At 49.1% G+C, this 22302-nt stretch carries 16 protein-coding genes; 11 read left to right on the top strand and 5 right to left on the bottom strand.

The annotated features are described in order from the left end of the window. The first annotated feature begins 10 nt into the window (after positions 1-10). The 7 genes from FN124_RS26915 (at position 11) to FN124_RS26945 (ending at position 13918) form a co-directional block, all read left to right on the top strand. A complete protein-coding gene (locus tag FN124_RS26915) occupies positions 11-3160 on the top strand; it encodes a SusC/RagA family TonB-linked outer membrane protein (protein WP_142687877.1) in 3150 nt (1049 codons plus the stop codon). Between the two features lie 29 nt (positions 3161-3189). Further along, positions 3190-4698, top strand: a complete 1509-nt coding sequence (locus FN124_RS26920) for a RagB/SusD family nutrient uptake outer membrane protein (protein ID WP_142687878.1) — start codon at positions 3190-3192, stop codon at positions 4696-4698. Positions 4699-4709: 11 nt separating this feature from the next. Continuing rightward, on the top strand, positions 4710-5435 hold the full coding sequence (locus FN124_RS26925) for a fasciclin domain-containing protein (protein WP_142687879.1): 726 nt from the start codon (positions 4710-4712) through the stop codon (positions 5433-5435). 13 nt (positions 5436-5448) lie between these two features. Then, entirely contained in the window at positions 5449-7050 is a 1602-nt protein-coding gene (locus tag FN124_RS26930) for a DUF5008 domain-containing protein (RefSeq protein ID WP_142687880.1), read from the top strand. 24 nt (positions 7051-7074) lie between these two features. After that, the gene (locus tag FN124_RS26935; protein WP_142687881.1) at positions 7075-8835 is read left to right on the top strand and encodes an alkaline phosphatase family protein; all 1761 of its coding nucleotides are present in this window, start codon (positions 7075-7077) and stop codon (positions 8833-8835) included. 11 nt (positions 8836-8846) lie between these two features. Further along, positions 8847-10301 (top strand): carbohydrate-binding protein, encoded by a 1455-nt coding sequence (locus FN124_RS26940; RefSeq protein ID WP_142687882.1) that lies wholly within the window; start codon positions 8847-8849, stop codon positions 10299-10301. A 68-nt stretch (positions 10302-10369) separates the two neighbouring features. Continuing rightward, complete coding sequence (locus tag FN124_RS26945) at positions 10370-13918, top strand: glycosyl hydrolase family 28-related protein (protein ID WP_142687883.1); 3549 nt, start codon at positions 10370-10372, stop codon at positions 13916-13918. A gap of 100 nt (positions 13919-14018) precedes the next feature. Here FN124_RS26945 and FN124_RS26950 read toward each other — a convergent pair whose 3' ends face one another. Beyond that, positions 14019-14882 carry a helix-turn-helix domain-containing protein gene (locus FN124_RS26950; RefSeq protein WP_312847241.1) on the bottom strand — a complete coding sequence of 288 codons (864 nt, stop codon included), beginning with the start codon at positions 14880-14882 and terminating at the stop codon, positions 14019-14021. Beyond that, the gene (locus FN124_RS26955) at positions 14875-15843 is read right to left on the bottom strand and encodes an SDR family oxidoreductase (RefSeq protein WP_142687884.1); all 969 of its coding nucleotides are present in this window, start codon (positions 15841-15843) and stop codon (positions 14875-14877) included. The genes FN124_RS26950 and FN124_RS26955 overlap by 8 nt, the downstream gene beginning before the upstream one ends. A 278-nt stretch (positions 15844-16121) precedes the next feature. On the opposite strand from FN124_RS26955, the gene FN124_RS31560 reads away from it, so the two are divergent. From FN124_RS31560 to FN124_RS26975, 4 genes are all read left to right on the top strand, one after another. Beyond that, complete coding sequence (locus FN124_RS31560; protein ID WP_260607593.1) at positions 16122-16244, top strand: hypothetical protein; 123 nt, start codon at positions 16122-16124, stop codon at positions 16242-16244. A gap of 62 nt (positions 16245-16306) precedes the next feature. Continuing rightward, the gene (locus FN124_RS26965; RefSeq protein ID WP_142687885.1) at positions 16307-17398 is read left to right on the top strand and encodes an AI-2E family transporter; all 1092 of its coding nucleotides are present in this window, start codon (positions 16307-16309) and stop codon (positions 17396-17398) included. 32 nt (positions 17399-17430) lie between these two features. Then, positions 17431-17913, top strand: a complete 483-nt coding sequence (locus tag FN124_RS26970; RefSeq protein ID WP_142687886.1) for a hypothetical protein — start codon at positions 17431-17433, stop codon at positions 17911-17913. Between the two features lie 56 nt (positions 17914-17969). Next, positions 17970-18488 carry a GNAT family N-acetyltransferase gene (locus FN124_RS26975; protein ID WP_142687887.1) on the top strand — a complete coding sequence of 173 codons (519 nt, stop codon included), beginning with the start codon at positions 17970-17972 and terminating at the stop codon, positions 18486-18488. Here FN124_RS26975 and FN124_RS26980 read toward each other — a convergent pair. The 3 genes from FN124_RS26980 to FN124_RS26990 all read right to left on the bottom strand — a co-directional run bounded on the left by FN124_RS26980 (position 18477) and on the right by FN124_RS26990 (position 22252). Beyond that, entirely contained in the window at positions 18477-18800 is a 324-nt protein-coding gene (locus tag FN124_RS26980; protein ID WP_142687888.1) for a hypothetical protein, read from the bottom strand. The genes FN124_RS26975 and FN124_RS26980 overlap by 12 nt on opposite strands. A 5-nt stretch (positions 18801-18805) precedes the next feature. Then, positions 18806-19642 carry a DUF899 domain-containing protein gene (locus tag FN124_RS26985; RefSeq protein WP_142687889.1) on the bottom strand — a complete coding sequence of 279 codons (837 nt, stop codon included), beginning with the start codon at positions 19640-19642 and terminating at the stop codon, positions 18806-18808. A 243-nt stretch (positions 19643-19885) separates the two neighbouring features. Further along, the gene (locus tag FN124_RS26990) at positions 19886-22252 is read right to left on the bottom strand and encodes an ABC transporter permease (RefSeq protein ID WP_142687890.1); all 2367 of its coding nucleotides are present in this window, start codon (positions 22250-22252) and stop codon (positions 19886-19888) included. Positions 22253-22302 lie beyond the last annotated feature (50 nt).

Below are 22302 nucleotides of genomic sequence, written 5' to 3' on the forward strand. Positions count from 1 at the left end.
AGCTGCTGATATGAAACCAAATATATTTAAAACAGGAACACTGCTGCTGCTTGTACTGCTGGCAGGCGCCGGCACCCTGCTGGCACAGCAACCCGCGCCGGCAAAGATAACCGTTACCGGTACGGTGAGCGACAAAGTATCCACGGAAGCCATGATAGGCGTGGGCATCATGGAGGTGACCGGTAAGGAGAAGAAAGTGATCGGCGTAACGGACAACAGGGGGAACTTCAGCGTAAAGGTATCGCCGGAAGCCAGCCTGGCTTTCCGCTATGTGGGTTACCGCGAATTCATTGTGAAAGTAAAGGAAGGGAAACCACTGGACATCCGCCTAAGCATCAACGAAAATAAACTCAATGAAACTGTTATTGTGGGCTACCAGAATAAAACCAGGGAACTGGCCACCGGAAGCTCCGTGATTGTGAGTGGTAAAGACCTGCAGGACGTACCTGTATCCAACGTGGAGCAATTGCTCCAGGGAAGAGTACCGGGCCTCAATATCCAGAACAACACCGGCGCACCCGGCGGAAGAGGAGTAGTGGCCATCCGCGGGCTTTCCAATATCACCGTTACCGGCAATGGCGCCAGCTCCTTCCTGTCGCCCACCTCGCCGCTTTACGTAATAGACGGCGTGCCCATTGATGCAGATGCCAACTTCTCCTATGGCTTTCAAACACCTGGTCCGGGTGTGAGCCCCCTGTCGCTCATTCCCCCCGAAGATATTCAATCCATGGAGATACTGAAAGATGCGCAGGCTACGGCGCTGTACGGCTCCCGGGCGGCCTATGGCGTAATTGTGGTTACCACCCGCCGTGGCAGCTCCAAAATTCCCGTAGTACGCTACACCGGCAACTTTTTCATGAACACACCGCCGGAACTGCGCGCCACCGTAGGAGGAAACCTGGAACGACAGATCCGCGTAAAGGAAATCATGCAATACGGCACCTATGCCGACCTGCTGAATATTTCCAACACTCCCTTCCTGGCAGATAGCTTAAATCCTTACTGGAACAGCTCTACCAACTGGCAGGGCATCTTCTATCAAACTACCTATAACCAAACGCATAACATCAACATCAGCGGTGGCGATCCTACCTTCAACTATAAAACGGACCTTTCTTACTACCACGAAAATGGTGTGATCAGGAACACGGGCTTCGACCGTTATTCCATTAACACCAACATGCTGTACCAGCCTACGCCGCGCCTCAAAATATTCGGACTGCTGAATACACAGATCGGTAAAAGAAAGCTCGGTAGCGGTAACGGCCTGTTACAAACCGGCGTGGCAGACAACGGGCAGAAATCATCCCTGCTGCCTGCGCCTTCTTTCTATCAAAGTACCGCCGGATACCTCGGCGCACTGGAAGTACAGAACGATAACAAAACGCTGAACCTCACCGCCAGCCTGGATGCCAGCTACCAGATCATTGAAGGGCTGAGCCTGGGATCGGCCATCAGCTATAACTACGCCTCCAACACACAGGACGAGTTTACACCCGCTGCCGCGAACAACGATTATTCAAGGATCAAGGCATACGACGACCGGAACTTCCAGTTATATAACCGTAACAGTATTACTTATTTTAAAAGCATCAACAAAAAACACAACTTTACACTCAATGTGTTCAACGAGATCTTCAACCGTGGTATGCAGGCGAAGATCATCCAGCAGCAGCGGATGCCCAACGATCAGTATGAAGGCCCGCTGGGATATGGCAACGACGCATCAAGAGGCGGGGGCCTGCTGGATAATTTTTCACAAAATCACACCGCCTCCTTTGCCGGTTTATTCTCTTACAACTTCAAACAGAAATATGTACTGGACGCCAGCTACCGCATAGATGGAAGCTCCGCCTCCGGCTTTGAAGATCCCTACTCCAGGAACCCTTCACTGGGTTTGAGATGGAACTTCAACAAGGAGAAAATTTTCACTGACAGCAAATGGCTTACCTATGGCTCACTTCGGGGCAGCTGGGGACAAAACATTGTGCCCTCCGGCGATATCTTTTCCATTTATGGTACCTATCGCCCCAACGGTACATACAACGGTAATCCCAGGATAGGCAGCGATTTTGACCAGATGCCCAATCCCTTCCTGAAGCCTACCACTACCACACAGTACGACATTGGTATGGAAGCAGGCTTCTTCCAGAGTAAAATAGAACTGGTGTTCGACGTGTATTATAAAACCGTGGAAAACCTGCTCCGCTCAAAAGACCTGGCAGACATCACCGGTTTTAACCGCGTAAATACCAACGAAACCTCACTGGCAGATTATGGTTATGAGCTGATGCTCACCTTCCGCCCGCTCAGAGCTTCCAGCCCCGTACAATGGAGTATTTCCGTGAATGGCGCGCTCAATAAAGACATCCTCACCCGCTTGCCTGCAGGCGCGCGGCAACTGATACAAAATGATAACGGGCAGAATGTATTGTACCGGGTAGGGCGCAATGCGCTCAGCAATTACCTGCTTACCACCCAGGGCGTATATAAAACGCTGGAGGATGTGCCTATTGATCCCGCCACCGGCCTGAGATACCGTACGGCAAACGGGCAGTACTTCCAGGCAGGGGATCCTTACTGGCAGGACCGCGATGGCAACTATATCCTCGATATCAACGACTATACCATTGCAGGTAATTCACAGCCACTGCTTACAGGTGGTTTGCAGTCCTACCTAACGTATAAAAACTTTACTTTCAATATCAGCGCCTCCTATGTAGCCATCCGCGATATCCTCAACGATGCGCTGGCACAGCGGATGCAATACCTGGGCCAGCCATTCGATCAGCGTTCTATTGTTGATTTTAACCAGATCGATTACTGGAAGAAGAGCGGCAGCAACGCTACCTACAGTAACCCCTTCGACTATACGCGGGCAGGCGCCGTTAACCCCTACAGGGTTGACCAGACACTATTCCAGGAAGATGGTTCCTACTTTAAGATCAACACCATTACCGTTGGTTATCTCCTGAACAAGAACCTTACACACCGCTATGGCATTAACACCGTGAGGGTTTATATGACCTGTAATAATGTGAAAACCTTCTCCAGGTACAGCGGGCCTAACCCGGAAAACGTATCGGCGCTGGGCAGGGACCAGTCGAATGGTTATCCCATTCCACGCAGCTGGAACGCAGGTTTGAACGTAGAGTTTTAAGATAAATGTTTATTTAAAAGTTATTGATCATGAACCGCAAGATTATCTGTTTACTCGCATTATTGCTTGCACTGGGTCAGCAAGGCTGTAAGAAGTTCCTGAATGTAAAGCCGCTGGACCGGCTTTCTGGAAATGCCTTTTTGCAGAACAGGGAAGATATTGAAAATAATCTCTGGGATACTTACGGATTGCTGCGCGATAAATTAGGCTCCTGCCCCTTCCTGCCGAATGCCGGCGACATCCGTTCCGGTATGATGGCGGAATCGCCGGAAGAAGCAGGCCGTAACTATGTACACTTCGTTTCACAGAACGACCTTGCCACTTTTATTGCACTGCGTGGCAACGATGGGCTATACCACTGGGTGGAGCTTACCCGCTGGCAGGGATTTTATAAAGTGATCCAGGCTGCCAACAATTTGTATTATGAAGTGGGAAGAAGGGAATTCCCGGATGTTTCCGCCACACAAAGAAAACAATACCAGGCGGAAGCCGTTTTTCTCCGTTGCATCAGCTACTGGCTGATGGTAAGGGTTTGGGGAGATGTGCCATATTATGCGGATCCTTATCACAGCGATCCTTTGCCCAGGGAGAAAATGGTAACAGTAGTGAAAAACTGCCTGGACGACCTGGCAAAAGTAAAAGACGATCTGCCCTGGCAATACAGCGATCCTGCCTACGTAGGTGTGCGCGCTACCAAAGGCGCATTGCTCACGCTGATGATGGAACTGGATGTATGGAATGCCGGTTTCGATAAAGCCAACGCAAAAAGCTATTTCCAGCAGGCGGCAGATATGGGCACAGAACTGGTGAACAGCGGGCAATATGAGCTGCTGCCACTGAGCGATTACCGCAAACTGTTCCAGGGCCGCACCAAAGAAAGCCTGTTTGAAATTGCACAAAACGCCAACTACAACGAGATCATCATGTACAATACCTTCTCCGACCTGGTATTGCACTACCCGTATAAAAGACCGGTAGCCACGCACCAGCACAGCTACTCTTATTTCCGGGCCGATTTCCTGCGGATGCTGTTCCCTTCCGGTCAGCCGGACGCACGCGTGCAATACTGGTTCGATGAAAATATGTTTGCAGATAACGGCGACTTCCAGTACCTCAAGTTTGTAAACGTATATGCGATCAACGACCAGGAAGATTATAACCCCGATGGTAACGTGATCCTCTTCCGGTATGCAGATGGTGTGCTGCTGCTGGCAGAAGCCCTGGCAGAACTGGACCGCAATGCAGAGGCCATTACCCAGCTGAATATGGTGCGTAGAAGAGCGCTCTCCAATCCGTATACAGGCCCCAATGGCGATGCTCTTAAAGATGAAATTTTTGCAGAAAGGGCGCGTGAACTGATGGGTGAAGGGCACTATTACTTCGACCTGGTAAGAACAGGCCGCATCTTCAATTCCAAATGGTGCTATTACCCGCTTACAAAATTGCAGTTCGATATGGGCGCATGGACCTGGCCCCTGGATCCCGCTATTCAGAACCAGAATCCATTGGTGCAATTAAATACTTACTGGACTAATTAAATCTCCCGGTTATGAACTCACTGAAAAAATATAGTCTGCATGGAGCAGTATGGCTGATGATCGCACTCACTGCATTGTCTTCCTGTAAAAAAAACAATTACTATCTCGACTCCGGGCTGGCAAACCCTTACTTCGATGGCAATGTAGTGGATTACCTCAACGCAAAGCCATTCTATTTCGATTCAGTAGCAGCTATTGTAAAGCTGGCGGGCATGGAAGAGATCTTCACTTCCGATACCGTCACCTTTTTTGCGCCTACTGATTACAGTATCCAGAACCTTATCAAATCCACCAACAACGCATTATACAGCGGTGGCTTTGATACCATCCGCACCCTGCAGGACGTGCCGGCGGAGATATGGCGTAAGTATTTGTCGGTATACATTTTCCATGGCGCCAACCAGCTGAAGGATTACCCGCAGATCGATTACAGCCTGCTGATCAATTTCCCCGGGCAGATGTACTATTCCTGGGATAACCAGCCAATGAACATCGGCGTGATCTATAATTCGGATAATGGAGTAAAGTATGTGGGATACCGCCAGCTCAGTATTTCCTACATCCCTGATGCAGCGGCGCCAACAGCTAACTGGACCACTTCCCTGGTAGCTTCCTGCAACATACTCACTAAGAACGGGGTAGTACATGTACTGAGCGCCAACCACGCCACCTTCGGATTTGCCCCCGGCAAATTTGCCCAGGACGTACAGGCCGTATTCGCAAATTCCGGTAAGTAAAATTTTATATCCAATGAGATGCATGCAAAAATATTATAACGCACTTCTTTTGTCCGGCCTTTGCATGATGCTGCTGGGAAGTTGTAAGAACAACAGGGAGAAAGTGTATGACGACCCTTATGCCGGCGGTAAGCCCGCCCTGGGTATCAGGATGAGCACCGATTTCCCGGCGCCACGACTGGGAGATCCCGGCAGCACCGTTACCTTTAAAGCAACAGGACTGATGCCTTACAGATCGGACCTGCAATTTTTTATCAACAGCGAACGTGCAGAGGTGGTATCTGTAGACAGCTCCGGCATCAAGGTAAAAGTACCTGAAAATGCCAGCACCGGTATCGGTTATGTAACTATTGGCGATCGTATCGTGTTTGGGCCCGTGTTTCGCGTAAATGGAAAACTTACTTCCGATAACACCTTCAAGGCGCTGGTGGGTTCCAACGGCTATATCAGCAAAGTGCTGCCTCTGGCCGATGGGCGGATGATCCTGGTGGGAAGCTTTTCCAACTATGAAAACAAAGGGTCGGTAAAACCGCTGAACCGTATTATTCTTATTTCCAAAGATGGGGAACTGGACCGCTCCCTCCAGATCGGAGATGGGGTAGGAGGTTACCTGAATACCATAACCACGCTGCCCAACGGCAAAATGGTGATTGGCGGGGGCTTCTCCACTTATGATATCCACCTTGGCGAAGTGAACAACATCACGGTGCTGAACAGCAACGGTACTATTGACAGTATGGTGGTAAGAACCTTCCTCGACCGGGATACCGTGCCAGCCTTCAACGGCGGCGTGGATGGCAATATCCAGCGCGCATTTGTACATGGTAATACCATCACCGCTACCGGCAACTTTAACTTCTACCTGCAACGGGTATACGGAAAATCAGATTACCGCGCTAAACGCGATTCTCTTATAGTGGATTCAGTAAGAATTAAAAACCTGGTACGCTTCTTTGCAGACGGATCACTGGACTCCTCTTTCAACTATAACTTCCTGCTGCACCGCAGCAACGATGGTCCCAACGGCCCGGTGAACGACGCCTTTATGCAGGAAGACGGGAAGCTGATCATTGCCGGGCGCTTCACCAGGTATAACAACGAATCCGTGAACTACATCGTTCGCCTGAATACAGATGGCACCATTGACCGTACTTTCAAAGTTGGCACAGGCGCCGATAACTATATTTCATCCATCACTTATAATGAAGCTACCCGCCGGTTTATGCTGTCGGGTAACTTTACCAGTTTCGATGGAAAGGTACAGAACGGGCTGGTAATGCTGAATGAAGATGGCTCCGTGGACCCTTCCTTCAAAGGCGCTGCAAAAAATTCTGACGACAACTATGCTTATGCCAAACAACTATCCAATGGTATGGTGCTGGTGAGCGGCTATTTCAAAAACTACGGCGGTGTTCACCGAGGGCATTTTATGCTGCTGGATCATACCGGCGCATTGGCCAGGGGCTACAATACCACCGGCGACCTGGATGGTATTGTGAACGGCGTGCTGGAAACAAGAAATTTCGCTGGACAGCTGCAACTGCTTATCACCGGAGGGTTTGGCAAGTTTGATGAACAACCCGCCGGCAACATCACCAGGCTTTTACTAAAATGATTGTTACTTCTAATCCACAGACACATGCAGAAAAATAAATCAATATGGCTCAACGGGATGATGGTATTACTGCTGGGTGGGCTTGTGAGCTGGACCGCCTGCAATAAAGAGCCCGACCGGGTGCTGGAGCGGGGCGATTATACCGATACCACCAGCGCCATCGTAAAAAATCCAAAGGTACTGTTCGTGATCATGGATGGGGCCAGGGGGCAGTCGGTACGCGATGCCAATGCCCCCAACATCAGCGCGCTTACTGATCATGCCATCTTCAGCTGGAACTCCGTTACAGACACAGATATAGGCGATCTCACCACCTGGGCCGACCTGCTTACCGGCGTGCACAAAGCCAAGCATAGCATTGAAGGCAATACCATGGATAATAACAACCTGAACAACTTCCCCGTTTTCTTTAAACGTATTAAAGAAAGGGCGTCGGGCATTCATATCGCCGCCTATAGTTCCTCTGATGCATTAGGTAGTAATCTTATTACCGGTGCAGATATAAACAAAGTGTTTGCAGATAATGATGAAGCCACTACTACTGCTGCAGTGGCCGGCCTGGCGGCAGACAGCGCCGGACTGGTAATGGTGCAGTACAATAACGTGGATGCCAGCGGCAAACAGTATGGTTATGATCTCAGCGTACCGCAATACCGCAATGCCATCCTGCAAACGGATGATTATATCGGCAAACTGCTCAATGCCGTAAAAGCACGTAAAACCTATGCCGGCGAGAACTGGATGGTAGTAGTAGTGAGTAATCACGGTGGCGCCTATACGATACCGCCTACGGAAGATGATCATACTATTCTCAGCGATCCGAAAACGAACGGGTTTATCATTTACTCCACACCGGTGTATCTCCCTTCTTTTATAGATAAACCATATACGGGTAACCGTTATATAGGCAAAGGCGTGCACCTGTATGGAACAGATGCAAATGCTGTGTATGCCACTATTGATGATGTGAACCGTAACTATGACCTGAAAGATACCCGCGGTATGGCCCTGGAAATGAAGATCAAGGTGATGCCCGGCGCCAACGGCGATTATACCTACTCCAATACTTCCGTGCTATCCAAAAGGGCCTCCCTTGATCCTGGTGTGCAGGGGTGGGCCGTAGTGCTGAACCAGAAAGGATGGCAGCTGAACATAGGACAAAATGCTCCCGGAAGAACAGACAATATGATCGTGAATGGCGCAGATATCAGTGATGGCAACTGGCACGATATCGCCGCACAGTTCGTATACGATACTTCTGCGCAAACCATGCATGTAAGAACCTTTACCGATGGGAAGTTCAACAACGATATCAATATCACCGGCTACAGCAACCTGAATAATGCTGCACCGCTGCGACTGGGCTACCTGCCCTATGCAGGTAGCTATCCGGCCCCGGATGTATACATAACGGAGCTGAAGGTATGGGACAGCACCGCTACAGACCAGGTGATCAGCGATTACGCCTGTGAAACCAGTATGTCGGCCACCCATCCTTTAAGGAAGCAGCTCACGGGCTACTGGCCGGCCACCGACGGACAGGGTCCCGTACTGAAAGACAAAAGCGATAACCTGTCCGATTTTAAACTGAACGGCCCTTACGGATGGTTCAACTTCAACGACCTGATCTGCCCCGCTTCACCGGCTAATATTGCCCAGCTGATGCCGCAGCCCATAGATGTAAGCAGGCAGATCCTCGACTGGCTACAGGTTTCCGCAGATCTGCGCTGGAACCTCGACGGGAAAGTATGGACCACCAGGTATGTAAGCATGAATAACAATTAATTATTTACAGGATGATAAATACAATAAAGTTCCCGCCCGCAATACTGCTGGTAAGCTGCCTGGCGGCACTGGCGCTGTCTTGTAAAAAGCCCGACATCAAAGGAGAAGAGATCACCGTACAACAGGTTGATGTTGCCTTTAAAAGCGACAACGGGCTGATAAAGATCCCTACGGGCGACAGCAGCTATACAAAGAATGATGCCACTGTAGATATACCGCTGAAGATCCAGCTGTCGGATGCAGCGCCCTCAAGATTTGATATAGGCGTTACCGTTAATACGGATACGGTGGCCGGCATGATTGCCCGTAACCAGATCCCCGGCGGCGCGCTGCTGGAACAGGACGCCTACAGCCTGCCTAACCTGGTAAACGTGCCCTTTGGTCGTGAAGAAGCCACCTTTACCCTGAAAGTAAGCCTGGCTTCTTTCGAAAAATACTATGGCAAAACACTGGCCCTGGCAGTAGCGCTTACCGGTCCTACCAAAAACAATAAGCTGGATGCCGCAAAGAAGATCGTAGTAGTGCAGATCAATACCACCAGCATTGTACCGGTAGGCCAGATCCACTATGTGTATTACCCCGATAATGGTAAATCCATACAGGTGCCTGCAGTACGCGGAAAGAACTATACTGTAGGACCGGGCACCCTGCAGGTACCGGTGAATGTAAGCTATACCAGCAGCGCTGGTCCTTCGTTTTACCTGAGGGTAAAACCCAATACAGATACCATTGCCAAACTGCTGACAGCGAATGGTTTGCCCGGTACGGAAGCGCTCACTGCAGCGGATTTTGCCCTGCCGGATTCTATCTCATTCAAAGATTTTAATAATTCATTGTCGTTTCCCGTTACTGTGAAATTGTCGGCCCTCCTGGCGCACCCTGGAAAAAAAGTGGCGCTGGCGGTGGATATCACCGATCCATCTATCTACAAAATAGATACTACAAAGAAAACAATGGTGATAGTAATAGATGCCTCGGGTCTTAAATACAACCCGTATTCCGGTACGGCGTTGCAGCTGCCCGCAGGCGTGGGCGCTTCGGTGACCATTAAGGCGGCAGATTTTGACCTCGGCGGAGAAGGATGGGGCTATCACGAAACCACAGACAACAATATTCCCGGGACCTACCGTCCCAATGAAGGCGTGGATATTGAAGGCAACGGCGCCAACATCGGTTTCACTGCCGATGGCGAATGGCTGAAATACAGCGTGGAAGCGCCCGCGGAAGGAGACTACGACATTGCCATTGCTATTACCACTCCCAATGGCGGCGACCGCGGACTGCATATAGAAGTAGACGATGTAAACCAAACCGGCAGGATCCCTTTCACCAACACAGGGGGCTGGGGCAACTGGGTGTATCTGCACGGCAACCTGCATCTCACACCAGGCAAGCACCTGGTGAAGTTTGTATGGGAAACCGGCGATACCAACCTGCGGGATTTTATATTCACCCGTAAAAATTAATTAACGCATGGGATTGTTCAACCGGAACAATCCCATGTTTTTTTTCTCCATGAAAACTTAATCCGCGTATGAAAACTATCTTACACAACCCTCCCAGAATCTGTATGCTGCTTTTTGTTTTTGTCCTGTTGCCTTTTATACAGGTAACCGCGCAAACATGGCAACTGATTAATCCATTGTACCCTACAAAAGATGCTTTTGTGGCAGCTTACAATGTAGCCAATTACGGCGCCACCGGCGACGGTGTTACCGATGTAACAGCCATTTTCCAGAACAGGCTCGACACCCTGCGTATCCTCGGGGGCGGTACGCTGTTTGTGCCCCAGGGCAAATACAAAATCAGCGGCAACCTGGTGATCCCCAAAGGCGTTACCATCCGCGGGGAATGGCAGAAGCCCGTAAAAGGACAGCCGGTCACCGGCACCATCCTCATGGCCTATGCTGGCCGGGGTGACGAAAATGCAGCAGCCTTTATTACCATGGAGCCCTCTTCCGCAGTAATGGATATGGCTATCTGGTACCCTGAACAGTTGCCTGGCAGTATCACACCTTATCCGCCGGCTATCCTGTTTGGTAAGCCCAATTATTTTGGCAACGACTACTGTAACACCAAGAACGTAACTTTTGTGAACGCCTACAGCGGGGTCGTGTTTTCCCGTGTCAACGGCGGTAGCTGCCCCATTATCAACGGTCTTTATGGCACACCGCTTTCCCGTGGTATTGAAATAGATAACATTGCGGATGTAGGGCATATGGAAAGCATCGATTTTTCTCCTGCATATTGGTCGGGCTCTGGTCTTGCCAACGCACCCGCTGCCGGCAGCTCCTTTGAAGGCTGGATTTACCAGAACGGTACCGGTATTGTAATGAGAAGAAACGACTGGTCGTACACCTGTTTCGTAAATATTGAAGGATACAACAAGGGATTTCATGCAGCCCCTTCGCTTGCTACCGTTGGCTCTATTCCCAATGGACATAATTACGGCATGACCTTCACCAATTGTAAAACCGGTATTTACCTGGAAGTGGTAAGCTCAGACGGTATCATGTTTGCCCGTTGTAATACAGTTTCCTGCGAAACCGGGGTAGCCATTGCTTCCGGTACTTCCGGCACCGCGCAGTTCCACACCTGCACATTGGGCGGAACACTGAACGGCCTTACTGTAGATCCTTCCTCCACTACACGAACCATGATGGAGCAATGCACCATCACCAAAGGAAAAGTAGATATCGGCGGCGGCACGCTCCTGGCATCCGACAATGATTTCAACAACAACCAGCCGCAGATTATGCTGGGCAATAATTCCAGGGGCATCATCACCGGTAACCGTTTCTCCAAGGGGGTGAATATCCAGAACAATTCGCTCTACACCAGCACCATTGATCATACGCCGCTTACGCTGAAACCATTACCTGTATTCCCGGATGTAAGCAGTGAAACGAAGAAGCCGTCGAGGGCCGTATTGTATGTTGCCACCAAAGCGCCTTTCAATGCTGTGGCCGATGGTACTACAGATAATACCACGGCCCTGCAGTCGGCGCTCAACAAGGCATCTCAGGATGGAGGCGGTATCGTGTTCCTGTCCCCAGGGAAATACAAGGTAACCGGGCATCTTACAGTGCCTTCCGGCGTGGAGTTGAAAGGAGCGTCCGATCTTAGCTCGGTGCCTATGGGGCCTGGTAGTATTATAGAAGTGTATGCAGATAAGAACAACGCAGCGGGCGCACCTTTCCTCAAACTATCTGCCAATAGTGGTGTCAGGGGAATGACCTTCAATTACCCGGAGCAGGTGTATTCCAATCTGCCAAATGCACCGGCCTATCCCTACCTGATACAGGTAACCGGCAGCGATGCCTATATTGTGAATGTAGGTATGCGCGCCACTTACAGCGGCATCGATCTGTTCACCTATAAATGCGATAACCATTACCTCGACTTCGTTGCAGGGCACGTATTTAAAAACGGCATTCGCGTTGGAGGAAATTCTGCCGGAGGCAAAATTTATAATCTCCAGTTCAATACCATTGTATATGCGGCAGGTGCAGAATCAAAGTTTGGCAGCTGGCCCAACTCGCCCACCGGCAACAATTCCGGCGCATATGATTACAATTATGCCAACCTCGATTTCCTCACGCTGGGCAATTGCCAGGGCGAAATATTGTACAACGATTTTGTGTTCGGTTCCCACAGTGGTATTGTATTAAAGTCTGAAAACGGCAGCGGTCCATCTGGTTTAAGCCTGGGATTAGGTATTGATGGCTCCCGCAACAGCATGCGCTTTGAAGGTTCTTCCGGCAGTGGTATGGACTTTATCAATACACAGGTAGTAGGGTATGGGGATACCACTACTACGTATATTTCCACGCAACCCACTTATACCGGCGCTTCCACCTTCTTTAACTCCGACTACTGGGGCAACCCCGGCAAAGGGCTTATCATGAATGGTGGCACTATTAACATGCAGCAGGCAAACTTCCATCATCCGGGCCAGTTAAGATGGGCTAATATCAGCAATGGCTCGCTGAATGTGCACAACTCTGCCATCTGGTCTGTAGGGTCGCTGCTGAATACAGGCGCAGGCCCGCATTTGTCGGCACGCTCCTCCATCATCGACAGTACCCAGCTATCAACCAACACCGCCGCTTTATGGAAAAATAACCTCGGCAATATCTGGGGCGTTTCCATAGTGGGCGCTATGGACCGCCAGGGCTGGACGGCCACCGCATCCGTGAACAGCGGCAGCGCGCAGAATGCGCTGGACAGCAATGCCGTCACCCGCTGGGATACACAAGGCTCCCAGGTGAACGGGCAAACATTTACCGTAGATATGAAAACGGTAAATACTTTTCACGCTATTGTGCTGGATGTAACAGGCAGCCCGGACGATTCGCCTGCCGGCTACAGCATATACACATCCGGCGACGGCATAAATTGGGGCAGCCCCATTGCCACCGGCGTAGGCAACACCGGCATGACACTGGCCGCTTTCACGGATAAAACCGGCAGGTATATCAAAATAGTGCAAACCGGCGCCAAAGGCAATTACTGGTCCATACACGAGCTGTATGTTTTTGGTAAGGTAGATGTAGCCAGTGTGAGTGTAACGCCGGTATCGGCCCGTATAAAGGTGGATTCCTCCTTGCAGTTAACCGCCACTATCCTGCCGGCAAAGGCTACCAACAAAGCTAAGGTATGGAGCTCCAGCAATACGGCCATAGCTACGGTCGACAGCACGGGCAAAGTAAAAGCAAAGAGCGCCGGCGTGGCCGTTATCACTGTTACTACGGTGGATGGCAATAAAACTGCCACCTCTTCAGACACGGTATATTCCACCGCCTTCATAAAAGCCCCGCCCGCTGGTGATATTTTCGTATATCCGAACCCGGTAACCGCAGGCCGTGTGCTGCTGCAGTTCAGGGATGGCCCTGCCGGCAGGTACCAGCTGCGCCTGTTGAATTACATAAACCAGCCAGTGTATACTGCTACGGTAAATGTAACGGATAAGCGTACACCGGTAACGTTGCAATGGGGCAATAAAGTGTTGCCAGGATATTATTTACTGGAAGCAACGCATACCAGTGGACGGCGTTTGGTAAAAGCGGTGGTGATACAATAAAGAAGTTAATTGTTTATTATTCGATCTGATATGACGGCCGGCCTTTTGAGGCCGGCTTATTTTAGGCATTCATCAGTATTATATTCAGGGCAGATCTTATCTAATCATTTTGAATACTGTTAACCTTAACGTTTTTCCTGGATGCTTTGTATACTTCATTAGGAGAATCCCCAAACTCTTTTTTAAAAACAAAAGAGAAATGAGACAGGTCTTCAAAACCGACTTCCAGATACACATCGCCTGGCCGCTGATTTTGTTTGCTTATTTTAAAATAAGCCTCCTCCAACCGTTTTTTCTTCAGCCAGATTCCAGGCGTAGTTCCAAATATTTTTCGAAAGTCTCTTTTAAACGATGATAAACTCCTTCCGGTGAGGTAAGCAAATTTCTCCAGATTGACATTGAACCTGAAATTCCGGTTCATATATTCCTCCAGGTTGATTTTATCAATAATGCCGAAGTTGAAAAAAATATTGGCCAGGTCTGGTTGTGATTTCAGTAAGATCAACAGCAGTTCTTCTCTCTTTATATCCGCAAAAGTTTCATCAAGCTCTAAGTCTCCCTTGTAATAAGGCACCAATGAACGTATAAAGCTTTTGATCAACCTATTTTCCGGTATGAAAAGGAATGAGTCGTTGGTATCCGCTGTCACCGATTCATAAGGATGACGTTCCAGGAACTGCTTTAAAAATGATTCGTCGAGTGTAATGATTATTTTCTCAAATTCGTCATGGTCTTTGTATTTGGTATAACGAACCAAATGATTTTTCCGGGCGATAAAATAATCGCCCGGTTTCATATTATAGTGTTTGCCGCCATCATAAGCCTTCATAGACCCTCTGAGCAGATAAAGAAAATAATGTTCCGGTATAAACTTTTCAGGGGATATTTCCGGGCCAAGGTGACAGGACTGGATATTATTTACTTTCATTTTATATTCTATAGTAATAGAATGTAAATTAAGCATTAATCAGGTTATAACTATCCACGCTGGCCAGTATCGCAACCTCCTTATCATACGGATGCCAATTGAGCGTTTCCACCGCTTTTTTGTTGGACATCACAATATAGTCTTCTATAGGAGTCGGCTGCATTGAAGCAATGTTACCAGCCAGCTGTGAGCGTTCTTTTTTAATTAACGCTGCTACATCATAAAAACTCATTGATCCTGCTGATGTTGCCAGAAAACGTTGCCCGGCGGCATCGGGGTGTAGCATAGCTTTGATATGAATATCCGCAGCATCGCGCACGTCCACCACTCCAAATGTAAATGGCGCATTTTCTCTGACTGTACCGTCCAGGATCCCTTTGATAATAGTATCCAATGAAGCAGACGATATACCCCCGATAATTGGCCCGAAAATCCCAACCGGGTTAATAACGGTTAATTCCAAATCACTATTCCCGGTTTTAATAAAATTCCAGGCAGCTTTTTCAGCAATGGTTTTAGATTTGATATAAGCGCGGACCGGCGCTTTCTCATCTGTCCAGTCTTCTTCCGTAAAAATATGACCTTTGGCAGCTGTGCTGTAACCGATAGCTGCAAATGATGAAGTAAGCACTACACGTTTTACACCTGCACGCCTGGCTGCTTTCAATGCGCGTAATGCTCCGTCCCGTGCCGGAATGATCAGATCATTTTCATCCCCGGGTTCTTCTGCAATAAACGGAGACGCAACATGCAAAACATAAGTGCAGCCCTGTGTGGCTTCATCCCATCCTTTATCAGATAACAGGTCTGCTTCAAAAAATGAAAGACGCTCAACGTCTGTAATACCGCCTTCTCTTAAAGCGTTTATGATTTCTTCTTTCCGATTCAAAGAGCGAAGCGTTGTATTAACCTTAAAGCCTTTTTGTAATAACTGTAAAATAATATTGACAGCTAAAAAGCCGGTCCCCCCGGTTACTAGTACTGTTTGATTGTTCATTTTATTCCTGAATTTTAAAGTTTAATCCCTGTTAAAGTTTGCCTTTTCCGAAAAAAAGTTTTGAGAAAGGGTCGTTTCGTTGGCCTGTAACCTGGTACAAAGATCAGCGATCTGAGCATGACGGGTTTTGTTGTGGAGTCCAATTTTATTGTGTTGTGAGGGTCATATTTAAGCGTATCTGGCCTTTCTTGTTAAGCGCTTCATGCATGGGTTACCCAGCTGGGAAAGAATTTTGTGCACATTGTGTTCCCCTTTGAAAACTCCCATCCTGATAATTTATGCTTCCAGAAAATAGCGCGGTACCGGGCAGGCTCCGGCAGTTTAATCATCACTTCCGTATGTATCTCCCGGAAGATATCAATGAAGAAGTACTGGGCTTTATGCGCCTGTCGCTGGCATAGGAGCGGATAAGAAGAAGGTTTTAAGTATATTTAGGGAGAAACCTGTATAAAATACCGCCCGTATGAACCATCTTCGTCCTGCCTCCAAAAATATGATTGAATCTATCCTGGTGCTGTTGTTGTTGCTGGCTTTATTGCTGGCCCTTTATGATGTGCTGCGACTGTTTTTCGGGGTCCTTACTTTTGCGCTGATCTTTTCTGTTTCCTTTCATCACCTGTTTGAGCGTATGGTGATATGGCTCAATGGCAGGCGTAAGCTGGCCGCTACCATATATGCGCTGGCGTTAGTAGCCATTATAGCGTTGCCTGTTACTTATTTCATTGCGGCCCTCAGCGGGCATATCAGGGAAGCTATCCACTGGATCGGCGATGTGAAGGAAAATGGCCTCCCGGAGCTGCCGGAGTGGCTGGTAAGCATGCCTTACATTGGCAGCGATATCACTGATTTCTGGGAACATTTGCAGGAAAGTCCGCGGGAAACATTATCCACTAATATCCATGAGCAACAGGTGAGAATGGTGTTGCATCACATTATCAGCAGTGGTGCGGGCATTCTTGGAGCTGCGGGGCAGCTGATCATCGGTATTATCATTTCAGCGTTTTTCCTGGTGGGAGGAGAGAAGGCGGTGAAACCCATCAGGGCTACCGCCCAGCACCTGTTGGGGCATAAAGACGGCGCGAGCCTTTTGAATGCTACCACCATGGCTATAAAGGGCGTATCGATAGGCGTAATGGGCACTGCCTTCATTACAGGAGTGGTGGCGTTTATAGGGCTTAAAATTGCCGGCATCCCCTTTGCCCTGGGGTTGGCAGCGCTCGTTTTTTTCCTGGTGGTGATACAGATAGGCCCGCTCGCGGTATGGATCCCTCTGATTATCTGGATGGCCATGCAGGGGCATACTGGTATGACGCTCTTTCTTATCATTTACGGCGCCGCTATGCTGATAGGGGAAGCGATCCTGAAACCTTTGCTCATTGCCCGCAGCGGTAAATTGCCCTTCCTGGTATTATTCCTCGGTGTAATTGGAGGTATGGCGGCATGGGGATTTACTGGTATGTTCAAAGGCGCTATTATTGTGGCAGTATTTTACACCGTATTCACTTCCTGGCTGGAGCGTAAAGATAGTGGCCGTGGCGTGCATGCTGCGGAATAGGTAGTATCTTCGCCATCAGCATTAAACGGATTATGAAAGCAGCCAGTATCAGCGATATAAAAAAAGAATTAACAACTCTGCCTCCGGCAGAACTGCAGGCCTTATGCCTGCGCCTTGCCAAATTTAAGAACGATAACAAGGAACTGCTTACCTACCTGCTGTTTGAAGCGCACAACGAAGAGGGCTATATAGGCGCTGTAAAAGAAGAAATTGATAATGGATTTATTGAGATGGCCGGCGATAAATTATATCACGCCAAAAAACGGCTGAGGAAAATCCTGCGTATAACGAACAAGCATATACGTTATACCGGCTCCAAACCTGCCGAGGTGGAACTGCTGATTTATTTCTGTACAAAGATGAAATTATCCGGTTTATTATCTTCCTATAGCATTCAGCTGAACAATCTTTATGATCAGCAGGTGAAGAAGATCACCAAAACAGTGGCTACCCTGCATGAGGACCTGCAGTACGACTATCTTCGGCAACTGGAGCGGCTCAGAGGCAAGGAATAGGCCCTGCTCCGCAAATCCGGTTTGTTCCCTTCACGGGAAAATTTTATTTTGAAAGCATGAAAGTTCTATTCGAAACGCCGCGGCTGCAGGTTCGCACATTTGCGGCTGCGGACGATGCATTTGTGCTTGAATTGCTGAACACGCCTTCCTGGCTGCAGTATATCGGCGACCGCCATATCCGTACCCTGGAAGATGCACAGCGCTATATCATGAACAACCTGTTACGCCTGTACACAGAACAGGGTTATGGCGCCTGGGTAGTAGTGTTAAAGGAAACAGGGGCGCCTATTGGTATCTGTGGACTGTTTAAAAGAAAATACCTGGAGCAGCCCGACCTGGGATTTGCTTTCCTGCCGGCCTTTGAAGGGCAGGGCTATGCTTATGAAGCGGCTACAGGTACCATTAACTATTCCCGTCAGGAACTGCCGTTCCCCCGCTTGTTTGCCATCACACAGCAGGATAATCACCGGTCGGTGCGTTTGCTGGAACGCTCAGGATTTACCCTGCAGGGCACTATTCTTCCACCGGGAGAAGTGAATGAGCTGATGTTGTTTGACCTTGAATTAAGAGGCTGACTGCCGCCGTTTCCGGTAGGCCATCATCCGGTTTACCGCCAGGTAAAACAAGGAGCCCACACACAACACCACCAGTCCCGATCTCAGCCATGTGGCAGCGGTTACAGACAACCCGATTCCTGTACCCAGCGCTACATAGGCAGCGAGACAAACCGGGCACTTTGGCAGCAGTACAAGGGTGATGCCCGGTATCAGCCATCGTACTCCCTTTACAAAGCGTTGCCGGAAAGTAAGCGGACCGGTGGATTGCGTGGCGGTTGTTTTGCGATCGCTGCTGCCCGTAGCAGCGCCGCAGGAACAATGTGTTTTCATGATGATTAGTCTTCAGAACAACAGGAACCCGGCGTCTTTTCCTTATGATACCTGCCGGTATTGTCTACATGCCCTTTCTCATCGTATTTGTCGTGATGCCTTACCCAGGAAGTTAAATCCCCGTGGTCATTCGTTTCGTTACGCCCAAATGGCGCTATATCCAGGTAATTGTAGGTGGCTAGCTGTAATTCGCCACCACGGCCATAAGTAGAATATGTATGATAAATATCGCCGTTCTCATCTTTATAAAATACACTCAGCCCCGGGAGATCTTCCATATTCTTCGGCAAATTTTCTACCACGCTATAGTTATAAAATACTTTTCCTTTCTCCAGCTCCTCCGGGTGAAATGATACATGGTAATCGTAATTGAAATCGCTTTCACCGGAAGATACCCATTTGAAATGCCAGTCCATACGCTTACGGAACGCTTCCAGCGTAGCCAGCGGCGCGCGCGATACTACCGCTAATGATACATCATGATGCTCCAGGTGGGGCAACACACCGTTAATGGAGTCTGCAGCAAAAGAGCAGCCTACGCAACCCACTTCTTCATCAGGGCCAAACATAAAATGCTGGATGATCAGCTGGCTGCGGCCTTCAAAAAGATCGGAAAGAGTTACCTTGCCTTCAGGGCCTTCAAATACATAATCCTTCTCCACTTTTTCCCAGGGTAATGCCATACGCTCACGGGTAAGCTCATCTCTTAAACGGGTATATTCTTTCTCTTTCTGAAGGAACTTTTTCCTGGCTTCCTGCCATTCTTCAGAAGATACAACTTTGTGTGAGGGACCGGGTTTAACAGCACTATCTTTAAAACCAGTCGTTACAGGAGTACTCATGATTTTTACGATTTTAATGTACTACAAATCTCCGGTGTTAAAATGTAAAAGAGCGTGTGTGAATGCGACTAATTTAGGGGGTGTTTGTGCCACGGGAATAGGTTAAATTTGCGTTGTGACAAACACAAAATGCTATGAAGACTGTCTCCCATTGACTTTGTGCGCCGTTTCAAACTGGCCACACACAATACCCCGCTGGAATACCGGAGAAAATACAGCCGGGGCGCAGCGCTGAATTAACCCTTACTCCGTCCGTAAACTCTTCACCGGGTTCATCAGCGCGGCTTTAACCGACTGGTAACCCACCGTCAGCAGTGTAACAAGAACAGTACCCGCGCCAGTGGCAATAAACAGCCATACCGATACCGGGGTATGATAAGCATAATGATCCAGCCACATCTTCATAAAATACCAGGTAAGCGGCGTGGCTACCAATAAAGCGATCAGCACCAGCTTCACAAAATCCCTTGATAGCAGCAACAGTATGCCGGACACAGTGGCGCCCATCACTTTGCGGATGCCTATTTCTTTGGTACGCTGTTCTGCCAGGAAAGCCGCTAGCCCCAGGATACCCAGGCAGGAAATGAAAACAGCCAGCACGGCAAATACAGTGGTCAGTCGCGCAATGCGCTCCTCATCAGAAAACTTCTTCGCATACAACTCATCTGTAAAAGTAAAATCAAAAGGCCCCTCGGGGTTAAATTTTTTGAATACGCCGGCAATACCCGCAAGCGCCGTCCTTAATGGCATTGCCGGGTTCACCCTTACCGTAAGGGCGTTATACACGCCATATTGCAGGCTGTATATAACCGGTTGAACAGGTGTATAGGGAGATGCCATTACCATATCTTTCACCACGCCAACAATCATATGCGGCTCACCCCCGGCCTGTATAATTTTACCGATGGGATGCTGAAACCCGGTGAGCTTTACCGCCGCTTCATTTAAAATGAGCGCGCCTGTGTCGGTAGGGAAGCTCCGGGAAAAGTCGCGCCCCTCTTTAATTTGCCAGCCAATGGTATGACCATAATCATGCGAAACGGTTACAAAACCTATTGGCGCCGCCACGCCGGGTACCTTGCCCTCCCAGTTCAGATCATCAATATTGCCGGGGTTTTCAGTAGTAGGGTGCGAGGCCTTGGCCATATCTGCTACCGCGCCGCTTTCCAGCAATGCTGCACGTAATTCGTTGTAAGGCGCACCAAACATTTCAGGGGTGTTCATGGTAAGGTTAATCAGTCCTTCCCGGCTGTAACCTACAGGACGGTTCTTCGCATACCGGATCTGCTGGTATACAATCACCGTTCCGATGATCAGTGCAATGGATACACTGAACTGCAATACCATCAGCGCATTGCGGGGAAGCAGCGAAAAACGGCCGGCGGTAAATCCGCCCTTTAATATTTTTACCGGCCGGAAAGATGATAAATAAAATGCAGGATAACTGCCGGCCAGCAAACCGGTAAGCAGGGTAAACCCGATGCAGGTGGCCCACAGTCCCGGCAAATGGAAAGGGATAACTATCTGCTTTTCAGTGATCCGGTTAAACAACGGCAACAGCCACCACACCAGGCCTGCTGCCAATGCAAACGATAAAAAGGAGAGGAGCAGGGATTCGCTTAGAAATTGCCGGATCAGTTGTACCCTGGTAGCGCCAATGGCTTTGCGGATCCCCGTTTCCTTAGCTCGCTTTGCGCTTCTGGCGGTTGAGAGGTTCATAAAATTGATACAGGCCAGCAACAATACCATTGCGCCTGTAATGCCAAACAGCCATACCAGGCGTATACGCCCGCCGCTTACCCGGCCATTCTTAAACTCGTTGTATAAATGCCACCTGTTCATGGGATGCAGCAACAGCGTTTCTTTGCCGGTTTTCACATGCTGCTGTACTACGCCACTGATCTTTGCACTGGCTTTGTTTATATCAATATCCCCGTTCAGCTCCACGAACAATTTCCAGTAATGGGTGTCCCATTTGGATACTTCATCTTTCAGCCAGGGAATGGTGCTCACGGCACGGTCCCAGGGCAGGAACAGCTGTGTGCCGTAAAACGCTGTGCTTTGCGGCAAATCCTCATACACGCCACCCACCTGCAGGTCGGTACGGTTATCCATACGGATAGCCTTTCCCATAGGATCGGCGCTGCCGAATAATGACGTGGCCAGCGATTGGTTAATGATCACGGCAGTGGGGTCTTTCAGCGCATTCCTTTTACCATGTACCATCTTCAGGGTCAGCATTTCAGGGAAATCGGGACTGGCCCATACGCCGGATTGCGACAGCTTCTTATCACCCGCGGCAATGGTATGTGTGAAGTTGGGGTACACAATAGCCACCCGTTTAAAATCGCCAGCATAATTATTGCGCAGTTCTTCTGCCAAGGGAATGGCAATGGCCTCGCCGGTAATGCTTTCCCCGTTGATTTCCTGCACATCCATTACCTGCGCCAGCCGGTCATGCCGTTCATGCCAGTGGTTAAAGGTCACTTCATCCCATATCCACAGGCCAATCAGTAAGGTAACAGCCATGCCGGCAGCAAGACCAATAATATTAATAGCCGTATAACCTTTATTTTTTAAGAGATGACGGAGAGTAATTTTAAACTGCATGCAAACGCGATTTTTAACAGGTTCCCGGAAAATGATGCCGGAACCGGATG

Source organism: Chitinophaga polysaccharea (assembly GCF_902150045.1).
In the GTDB taxonomy this organism is placed as follows: domain Bacteria; phylum Bacteroidota; class Bacteroidia; order Chitinophagales; family Chitinophagaceae; genus Chitinophaga; species Chitinophaga polysaccharea_A.